An 8,893-nucleotide genomic window follows, 5' to 3' on the forward strand; every position below is an offset into this window, starting at 1 on the left:
GGGTGGGGGAAAAAGGCTCAGGCCGCGGCCGCGAGTTGCGTCAGGTCGTGGCGGAGGTGCGGCGTGACCTCGCGTATCGTCCGGGCGACGTGAGCCGCGGGGTAGGCGCGCGGGGCGCCCTCCGTGAGCATGATGACGTGGAGGTACGTCCGGTAGAGAGCCATCCGCAGGCGCTCCGTCGGGGAGAGGGCCGCCGCGCCGTAGCCGGCGAGGAGGTCGTCGTCCAGCGGCGTCAGCAGGCAGAGGGACGCGAAGTCGGCGAGCGGGTCGCCCCAGAACATCCGCTCGCCGTCTATCAGGGCGCTGATCCGACCGTTCGACAGCAGGATGTTGCCGGCCCACAGGTCGAAGTGGACGAGGGCCGGCGCCGTGACCTCGTCGAGCGCCGGGGCGACCGCCGTGGCCAGGGCGCGGATCCGGGCCACCGGCGCCGGTAGCGGTGCGGCGTAGCGGTCGGCGTCGGTGAGGGCGGTGTCCAGCATGGTGGTGAAGGTGCCGCGCCAGTCGGCCGAGGGTGGGACCGCGCCGCTCGGGTAGCCGAAGCCGGGGCCGGGCACGGCGTGCAGCCGGCGGACCAGCGCGCCGAGTTCGTGCCGCAGCCGCGAGTGGTCCGCGCCCGGGGCGGGCGGGGCCTGCTGCCAGGAGACGCCCGCGCACTCCGTCATCAGCAGGTGGTCCTCGTCGAACGACACGACCGACGGCACCGGCGCCCCGGCCCGGGCGGCGGCCCGGTAGAACTCGGCCTCGCCGAGGAGCAGTCCACGCTCGTGGGTCAGCCCCGGCGTGCCGGGTGGCGGCGGCAGCTTCAGGACCAGTCGGCGGCCGTCCGTCAGCCGCAGGCGGTGGAGGGTGTTGTAGGTGCCGCCGCTCAGTGGCTCGCACTCCGCCACCTCGGCGGCGGAGAGGCCGGCCCCGGCGAGGCCCGCCGGCGGTTCAGCCACGCGCGTCGGCCGCGGCCAGCGCGGCCCGCAGGTGGCCGTGGCTGTCGGCGAGCAGCCGGTCGGCCGTGTCCGCGTCGACCCGGCCGAGGATGGTGAGGATCGCGTTCTTCACCTCGCCGCCGGTCGCCGTCAGCGCCGCCTCGATCACCGGTTCCGGCGCGCCCGTCGCCAGGTGGACGATGCGCCGCGAGCGGGCCCGCAGCTTCTCGTTGGAGGCGCGCACGTCGACCATCAGGTTTCCGTAGGTCTTGCCGAGCCGGATCATGCTGATGGTCGAGATCATGTTGAGCACGAGCTTCTGCGCGGTGCCCGCCTTCAACCGGGTGGAGCCGGTGACGAGCTCGGGGCCCACCACCACCTCGATGCCGTGGTGCGCGGCGGCGGCCAGCGGGGAACCGGGGTTGCAGGAGACGCCGACGGTCAGCGCCCCCCTGGTTCTCGCGTACCGGACGGCGCCGACCGCGTACGGGGTGCGCCCGGAGGCCGAGACGCCCACCACCACGTCGTCGGCCGTGACGCCGATCGCGGCCAGGTCGGCCGCGGCCAGCTCCTCGCTGTCCTCGGCGCCCTCGACCGCCGAGACCATGGCCTCGGGGCCGCCGGCGATGAGGCCCATCACCTCACCGGGGTCGGTGTTGAAGGTGGGCGGGCACTCGCTGGCGTCCAGCACCCCGAGCCGGCCCGCGGTGCCCGCACCCAGGTAGAGCAGGCGTCCGCCCCTGGCCATCCGCTCGGCCGCCGCGTCGATGGCGGCCGCGATGCTCGGCAGCTGGGCCGCCACCGCCGCCGGGACGAGGGCGTCCTCGGCGTTCATGGTGCGGGCGATCTCCAGCGTCGACAGCCGGTCGATGTCGGCGAGTTCGGGCCGGTAGGCCTCGGTGGTCAGCGAGTCAAAGTCCGTGGACATGCGGGTTTCGGCTCTCCATGTTTTCGGCCGAGGGGGGCCGGGACGAGGCGGGGGACGACGGCCGTGCGGGGCATCGGGTTCAGCGCTCGCGCGGCGAGTGGCGGTGGGCCAGCGCCTCGTAGCTGGCGTGCAACGCGGGCGCGGCCGACTCGTAGGTGCGCTGCGCGACACCGATGAACAGGCAGTCGATCACCAGCAGTTGGCTGGTACGGCTGGACATCGCGGCCGGTCTGAGCTCGCTCTCCCTGGCGGTCGAGGTGGTCAGCACGTGGTCCGCGTACTGGGTGACCTCGCCGTCCGGCCGGCCGGTGATCGCCACCGTCGTCGCGCCGTGGTCGAACGCCGCCTGGAGCGGCTCGATCACGTCCACCGTCCGGCCCGAGTGGGTGATGGCCACCGCGACGTCACCGGTGCGGAGCTGGACCGCGTTGGTGACGGCCAGGTGCGGGTCCGCGTGGGCGTGCGCGACCAGGCCGATGCGGAGCAGCTTCTGCGCCAGGTCCTGGGCGACCAGCGACGAGGCGCCGATGCCGTAGACGTCGATCCGGCGGGCGGACGCCAGCGCGCTGACCGACGCCTCGAGCTGTGCCAGGTCGAGTGCCCCCGCCGTGTCGGTGAGGGTCTGCCGCTCGTCCTGGGCGAGCTTGGCGACGACGTCGCTGAGCGGGTCGTCGACGGATATGTCGGCGGTGACCGCGGGGGCGGCGCCCGACGCCTGCTGGGCGGCGAGCCCGGCGAGCGCCAGCCGCAGGTCCCGGTAGCCGGGGTAGCCGAGCAGCCGGGCCGTGCGGACGACGGTGGCCTCGCTGGTGCCGGTGCGCTCGGCGAGGCCGGTGACGGTGAGCGCCGCGCAGCCGGCCGGGTCACCGGCGACGGTCTCCGCCACACGCTGCATGGATCGGGTCATGGAGGGTGCCATGGTGCGCACCTTCGCGGCGAGCGCCCCGGGCTCCGGGGGAGCGGGGCGGGGTGCGACGGCCGCGACGGGTCGGGGTCTGCCGACACGTCGGACGAAATTTTCCTTCATCGCATTCCTCACAGGCGAAACGTATTTTCGGGAGCGAGGGTCCGTCAAGCCCCCGTGAAGCGCTGGTTGGTATCCGCTGGTGTGCCAGGTGGTGGTCCAATGGTCTGTATGGAGGAGCCGACTTCGGAAGAGGCCATTCACCGGGGCAGGGCCCTGGTGCTGGCGGATCTGACCGCGGACGGGCTGGCCGGTCCGAAGGAAGTTTCCATGTTGGAGAAAGCAGTTTCCCATCGGCGCTGGTGGTCCGACCAGTGGCCGGAGGGCGCGGTTTTCGTGCCCGGGCTGCTCGCCCAGGACATGCAGGACGCCCTTCTCGAACACCGCGGGCGCTGGCCGCTGTGCCCGTTCTGCCAGCCCGTGCCCCCCGAGGGGGAGCCGCACGCCCTGGATCTGGAGCCGGAGCTGGGCGAGAACCCGCACTGGGTGTGCGGGGTGACGGGCCGGGAGGTGGCGCCGCTCGGCTCGCTCGCCGACGCCCGCAGCTGATCCGAGGCTGACCGGATGTTGACCGGGTGCAGACCGGGTGTTGACCGAGGGCGCCCGTTCCGGCGCCGTTCGGGCCCGTTTTCAGTGATCGGGCCAACGGCGGACGGCCGAAACCCGTCGAATGGGCGAGCTGCCGGGAATGCGCCGCGCGCGGCGCCGCGTTGCAACGGGACGTGTCCCCAGATTCCCCGCCTGCCCGCTTCGCTCCGCCCGCGCGGCTCCCCCTCGCCGTCTACGTCCTCGGCGGCGCCGTGTTCGCGCTCGGCACCTCCGAGTTCATGCTCTCCGGGCTGCTGCCCGAGGTGGCCGACGACCTCGACGTCTCCATCCCCACCGCCGGCCTGCTGATATCGGCCTTCGCGATCGGCATGGTGGTCGGCGCGCCGGTGCTCGCCGCCGCCACCCAACGACTGCCACGCCGGGTGACCCTCGTCTGGCTGCTCGCCGTGTTCGCGGTCGGCCACGTCGTCGGCGCGCTCGCGCCGAACTACGCGCTGCTCTTCGCCTGCCGGGTGGTGAGCGCGCTCGCCTGCGCCGGCTTCTGGGCCGTGGGCGCCGCCGTCGCCATCTCGCTGGTGCCCCAGGGCGCCAGGGCACGCGCGATGGCCGTCATGATCGGCGGCCTGAGCGTGGCCAACATCACCGGCGTGCCCGGCGGCGCGGTGCTCGGCCAGAGCCTGGGCTGGCGCTCGGCGTTCTGGGCGGTGGCGCTGCTCTCCGCCGTCGGCCTGGTCGGCGTGCTGCTCTTCGTCCCCCACACCGCGCGGGCCGAGGCGAGCGGCGGCCCACGGCTCCGCGACGAACTGCGGATCTACCGCGACCGCCTGGTCTGGCTCGCCGTGGTGACCACGGTGCTGTTCGCCGGCGGCACCTTCTGCTTCTTCTCCTACCTGGCGCCGCTGCTCACCGACGAGTCCGGCCTGTCCGAGAGCTGGGTGCCGGTGGCGCTGGTGCTGTACGGCGTCGGCGCGCTCGGCGGCACCGTGCTCGGCGGCCGGCTGGCCGACCGGCACATGTTCGGCACCCTCTACGCGGGCCTCGGCACGGCCGCCGGCGTCCTGGCCCTGGTCGGGCTGCTGGTCTCGGTGCCGGCCGCCGTGGTGACGCTGGCCGGGGTGCTCGGCTTCGCCTCCTTCCTCTGCGCGCCCGGGCTCAACGCGCGGATCTTCAACCTCGCCGGCGCCGTGGCCCCGACCCTGGCCGGCGCGACCGCCACCTCCGCCTTCAACACCGGCAACACCATCGGCCCCTGGGCCGGCGGCCTGGTGATCGACGGTGGCCTCGGCTACGCCTGGACGGCGTGGGTCGGCGCCATCCTGGTGCTGGGCGCGCTGGGCTGCGCCTGGCTCCAGTCCCGCGCCTCGCGCGGCTCCCGGCTGGTGGCGCGGCACGAGCTTGCATCTGACGTAAGCGTCAAGTTCTAGCGTTGCCGGGTCCGAGCGATCCTCAGCCCGTCACCTGGAGCACCCCATGACCGCCGCCACCCACCGCGTGATCCACCTGGCCGCCCGTCCCGCGCCGGGCGTCGAGCCCGCCGACGCGTACTTCGACGTGGTGACCCGCCCGGTGCCCGAGCCGGGCCCCGGGCAGGTGCTGGTGCGCAACCGGCTGATGGCCGTGGTGGCGGTCACCAGGACGCTGATGAACGAGGACCTCGACCTCGAGGCCTCCATGCCGTCCCTCGCGGTCGGCGAGCCGATGACGGGCCCCGCGGTGGGCGAGGTGGTGGCCCTCGGACCGGGGGCCTCCGGCCTCGCACCCGGCGATCTGGTCCAACACGGCCTCGGCTGGCGCGAGTACGCGGTGCTGGACGCCGCCGCGGTCCAGCCACTCGACCCGACCGTGTTCGACGACCCGGCCGCGCACCTCTCGCAGGCGGCCACCGCCTGGATCGCGGTGACCAGGGGCGCCGAGGTACGGGACGGCGACACCGTGCTGGTCACCGGCGCGGCCGGCGGAGTGGGCACGCTCACCGGCCAGTTCGCCCGGCTGCGCGGCGCCGGGCGGGTGATCGGCACCACGGGCTCCGCGGCCAAGGGCGAGCGTCTGGTCGCGGAGTTGGGCTACGACGACGTCGTGCTGCGCGGCGGCGAGGAGCCGTTCGAGGAGCGGCTGCGGGCCGCCGCGCCCGACGGGATCGACGTCGTCCTCGACCTGGTGGGCGGCGAACAGCTGACGGCGGCCCTGGCACTGGCCGGGCCCAGGGCCAGGGTGGCGCTGCTCGGGGCGATGTCGGTGCAGGCCACCGGCGGCATGCGGTCGCCGGTCGAGGTCGACACGTCGTCCCTGCTGGCCCGCGGTATCACGCTGCGCGGGGTGCCTGGCTACCACCACCTGGACGTGGTCGCCGAGGGCCTGCGAGAGTTCGGGGATGGGCTGCGGGCCGGCCGGCTCGCGTTCCCGCACGTCAGGCTCGCGGGCCTGGACCGCGCGCCCGCCGCGCTGCGCGAGCTGCTTGCCGGCCGGCACCTGGGGTCCGTGCTGGTGGAGGTGTAGGTGCGGATCGGCGAGGTGGCGGCGGCGGCCGGGCTGACGACGCGCGCGGTGCGGTACTACGAGCAGCGCGGCCTGCTGACGGCGCGCCGCGCCACGTCAGGGCACCGCCGCTACGAGCCGGCGGACGTCGACTGGCTGCGGTCGATCCGCGAGATGCTGGCCACGGGGCTGACCATCGAGGACGTCCGCACGCTGGTCGACGCGTGGCGGGTAAGCGTCGAACCGGCGAGCGGCCCGCCGCCCGACCTGACCGCCGGCTCCGAGACCTGCCCGCTGCCGCGTACCGTCATCCGCCGTCGCCTCGCCGACCTGGACGCGCGCATCGACCGCCTCACCCGGCTCCGCGACACGCTCGCCGAGCGGGCCGGCGAACCGCTGCGCGCGCTGGTCCGCGACCACCCCGGGACGCGGCGCTGAGCCGCCGACCCTCTCGGCACCGTGATCGTCAGCGCCGTCGTGCGTAGTCGTCGGCAGACCTGGCGAGCCGCCGCGCGGCCGCCGAGTCCGGCAGGGCCAACTCCGCGGCGTCGGCGGGGATCGCTCCCGCGCGGGGGTCCGCCGGCTCGCCGATCCAGAGCTGCACCGCCTCCCACCCGGAGAGGCCGGCGTCCCTGGCCTCCCTGAACCGCCGAAGCCACGGCCCGCCGGCGTCGAAGCCGACCGCTCCGGTGCCCGCCCTGCTGACGTAGCCGGCGGCATCCTCGGTCTCCGAGCCCCAGAGGTAGCCGATCACGTGGCCGCGAAGCACGACCGGCAGGCAACGGACGGGCGCGTCGGTGCGGCCCAGGTACTCCGTCCGCTCCAGGGTCCACGGACCCAGCGGCCCGAAGTCACCCGGCCGCCCGGTCGGTTCCCAGGGGGGCTCTGGCACGGTCTACTCCCGCGAGTCGAGGCGTCACGCCATGGTGGCCGCACCGGCCGCCACCCCGCAACGACCGCGCGTTCCGGCGGCCGGCCCCCGAACGGACCGCTCGGCGGAGCGGCACCGCACCACCGCTGATACGGTCAAACCCGGGCAAAAAACCAACGGAGCCGCCCGGTGATCGCTGCACGTATTCGCTGGCCCCGCCACCTGCTCGGCAGGTCGACGGCGTCAGGACCTCCGTCCGGGCGCCCCCCGGACGGCAAGCCCGACGGGTCGGGCCGGCGGAACCCGCCGGACCCCTCGCAGCCGCCGGCCGGCTGGCGGCGTTGGCTGTGGCCGCTGATCGTGGTGCTCGCCGCCGTCGCCTTCCTCGTGCTGCTGCTGGTGCCCGGCCGCGAGGGTCCCTCGCTCTCCTACAGCGACTTCCTCGGCAAGGTGAACGACGACAAGGTCAAGTCGGTGACGATCAACGACCGCGGCGGCATCGAGGGCAAGTACCACAGCGGCGGCCACTTCACGAGCCAGATCCCCACCGCCCTCGACACCAACGCCCTCACCGGCCGGCTCCAGGAGCACCACGTCAAGATCACCGGCAGCCAGCAGCGGGCCGGCGGCGTCGGCGACACGCTGCTCGCGCTGCTCTTCGTCTTCCTGCCGGTGCTGCTGCTCATCGGCTTCTTCGTGTGGATGGGGCGCCGTGCCGCCGGCTCGCTGGGCGGCGGCCTCTCCAGCATCGGCCGCTCCCGCGCCAAGATCATCGAGGCCGAACGCCCGACCACCCGCTTCGGCGACGTGGCCGGCTACGACGGCGTCAAGCAGGAGGTCAGCGAGGTCGTCGACTTCCTGCGCCGCCCCGAGCGCTACGCCGCCGCCGGCGCCAAGGGGCCGCGCGGCGTGATCATGGTCGGCCCGCCGGGCACCGGCAAGACGCTGCTGGCCCGCGCCGTGGCCGGCGAGGCCGAGGTGCCGTTCCTGTCCGTGACCGGCTCCGCGTTCGTCGAGATGTTCGTCGGCGTCGGCGCCTCCCGGGTCCGCGACCTCTTCCAGGAGGCGTCCAAGCGCGCCCCCTCGATCATCTTCATCGACGAGATCGACGCGCTCGGCGCCCGCCGCGCCGGCAGCCACCCCGGCGGCAACGACGAGCGCGAGCAGACCCTCAACCAACTCCTCGCCGAGATGGACGGCTTCGACCCCCGGAGCGGCATCGTGGTGCTCGCCGCCACCAACCGCCCCGAGGCGCTCGACCCGGCGCTGCTGCGGCCCGGCCGCTTCGACCGCCAGGTCACCGTGCCGCTGCCGAACCAGGCCGAGCGCTCCGCCATCCTGCGGGTGCACGCCCGGGGCAAGCACGTCGCCGACGACGTCGACTGGGAGGTGGTGGCCCGCGCCACCCCCGGCTTCTCCGGGGCCGACCTCGCCAACCTCGTCAACGAGGCCGCCATCAACGCGGTCCGCGCCGACCGGGACACCGTCGACGCCGGCGACCTCGACGCCGCCCGCGACCGGGTGCTGCTCGGCCGCCGCGACTCCTCCAACGCGCTGCTGCCCGAGGAGCGCCGCTCGGTCGCCGTGCACGAGTCGGGCCACGCGCTGGCCGCCGCCGTCTGCGAGCACGCCGACCCGGTGAGCAAGGTCACCATCCTGCCCGCCGGGCCCTCGCTCGGCGTCACCGAACAGCTGCCCGAGTCCGAGCGCCACCTCTACAGCGAGAGCTACCTGACCGACCTGCTCACCGTGCGGCTCGCCGGCCGCGCCGCCGAGCTCGTGGTCTTCGGCGAGGGCTCGACCGGCGCCGCCAACGACCTGGCCGGCGCGACCCAGATCGCCACCCGGATGGTCCGCGAGTTCGGCCTCTCCTCCGCCCTCGGCCCGATCGGCTACGCGGACGGCACCCCGCAGTACCTCGGCGGGCACGGCCTGGACGAGATGCTGCGGCGGCCGTACTCGGAGGCGACACAGCGGGCCATGGACGAGGAGGTGGCGCGGCTGGTGCGGGAGGCCGAGCAGCGGGCCGTCGACCTGCTGAGCTCCCACCGCGCCGCCCTCGACCGGCTGGCCGACATGCTGGTGGCCCGGGAGACCGTGGACGGTTCCGTGGTGCTGCAGATCCTCCGCGACCACGGCCCAGGCCAGGCGGGGGAGGGCAGCCCGGTGCCGCCGGAGCCGACCAG

General features: G+C 74.6%; 9 protein-coding genes. 5 read left to right on the plus strand and 4 right to left on the minus strand.

Annotated features, from left to right (window positions below; all coding sequences use genetic code 11):
• Nucleotides 1-17: 17 nt before the first annotated feature.
• The 3 genes from E1283_RS25655 to E1283_RS25665 form a co-directional block, all read right to left on the minus strand.
• Nucleotides 18-941 (minus strand): phosphotransferase family protein, encoded by a 924-nt coding sequence (locus E1283_RS25655; RefSeq protein ID WP_132820522.1) that lies wholly within the window; start codon nucleotides 939-941, stop codon nucleotides 18-20.
• A complete protein-coding gene (murQ, locus tag E1283_RS25660) occupies nucleotides 934-1,848 on the minus strand; it encodes an N-acetylmuramic acid 6-phosphate etherase (RefSeq protein WP_132820523.1) in 915 nt (304 codons plus the stop codon). The genes E1283_RS25655 and murQ overlap by 8 nt, the downstream gene beginning before the upstream one ends.
• Before the next feature lie 79 nt (nucleotides 1,849-1,927).
• Nucleotides 1,928-2,875 (minus strand): MurR/RpiR family transcriptional regulator, encoded by a 948-nt coding sequence (locus E1283_RS25665; RefSeq protein ID WP_279571293.1) that lies wholly within the window; start codon nucleotides 2,873-2,875, stop codon nucleotides 1,928-1,930.
• 108 nt (nucleotides 2,876-2,983) lie between these two features.
• Here E1283_RS25665 and E1283_RS25670 point away from each other — a divergent pair, with 108 nt between their 5' ends.
• The 4 genes from E1283_RS25670 (at nucleotide 2,984) to E1283_RS25685 (ending at nucleotide 6,274) form a co-directional block, all read left to right on the plus strand.
• Nucleotides 2,984-3,361, plus strand: coding sequence for a hypothetical protein (locus E1283_RS25670; protein ID WP_425086224.1), 378 nt, complete (start codon nucleotides 2,984-2,986; stop codon nucleotides 3,359-3,361).
• 173 nt (nucleotides 3,362-3,534) lie between these two features.
• Nucleotides 3,535-4,785 (plus strand): Cmx/CmrA family chloramphenicol efflux MFS transporter, encoded by a 1,251-nt coding sequence (locus E1283_RS25675; RefSeq protein ID WP_132820526.1) that lies wholly within the window; start codon nucleotides 3,535-3,537, stop codon nucleotides 4,783-4,785.
• 46 nt (nucleotides 4,786-4,831) lie between these two features.
• Nucleotides 4,832-5,857 (plus strand): MDR family NADP-dependent oxidoreductase, encoded by a 1,026-nt coding sequence (locus E1283_RS25680; RefSeq protein WP_132820527.1) that lies wholly within the window; start codon nucleotides 4,832-4,834, stop codon nucleotides 5,855-5,857.
• On the plus strand, nucleotides 5,858-6,274 hold the full coding sequence (locus tag E1283_RS25685) for a MerR family transcriptional regulator (RefSeq protein WP_132820528.1): 417 nt from the start codon (nucleotides 5,858-5,860) through the stop codon (nucleotides 6,272-6,274).
• A gap of 28 nt (nucleotides 6,275-6,302) precedes the next feature.
• Here the strand turns inward: E1283_RS25685 and E1283_RS25690 are convergent, their stop codons facing one another.
• Nucleotides 6,303-6,728 (minus strand): hypothetical protein, encoded by a 426-nt coding sequence (locus tag E1283_RS25690; protein ID WP_132820529.1) that lies wholly within the window; start codon nucleotides 6,726-6,728, stop codon nucleotides 6,303-6,305.
• Nucleotides 6,729-6,896: 168 nt separating this feature from the next.
• Here E1283_RS25690 and ftsH point away from each other — a divergent pair.
• Nucleotides 6,897-8,893: ATP-dependent zinc metalloprotease FtsH (gene ftsH, locus E1283_RS25695; protein ID WP_207930522.1), on the plus strand; the 1,997-nt coding region annotated here is incomplete at its 3' end.

This window comes from Streptomyces hainanensis (assembly GCF_004348415.1).
In the GTDB taxonomy this organism is placed as follows: domain Bacteria; phylum Actinomycetota; class Actinomycetes; order Streptomycetales; family Streptomycetaceae; genus Streptomyces; species Streptomyces hainanensis.

Excerpts from the sequence above, each read along its gene's own strand:
- murQ (WP_132820523.1), bottom strand. The coding sequence starts at position 1,848 with ATGTCCACGGACTTTGACTCGCTGACCACCGAGGCCTACCGGCCCGAA.
- E1283_RS25665 (WP_279571293.1), bottom strand. The coding sequence starts at position 2,875 with ATGAAGGAAAATTTCGTCCGACGTGTCGGCAGACCCCGACCCGTCGCG.
- E1283_RS25670 (WP_425086224.1), top strand. The coding sequence starts at position 2,984 with ATGGAGGAGCCGACTTCGGAAGAGGCCATTCACCGGGGCAGGGCCCTG.
- E1283_RS25680 (WP_132820527.1), top strand. The coding sequence starts at position 4,832 with ATGACCGCCGCCACCCACCGCGTGATCCACCTGGCCGCCCGTCCCGCG.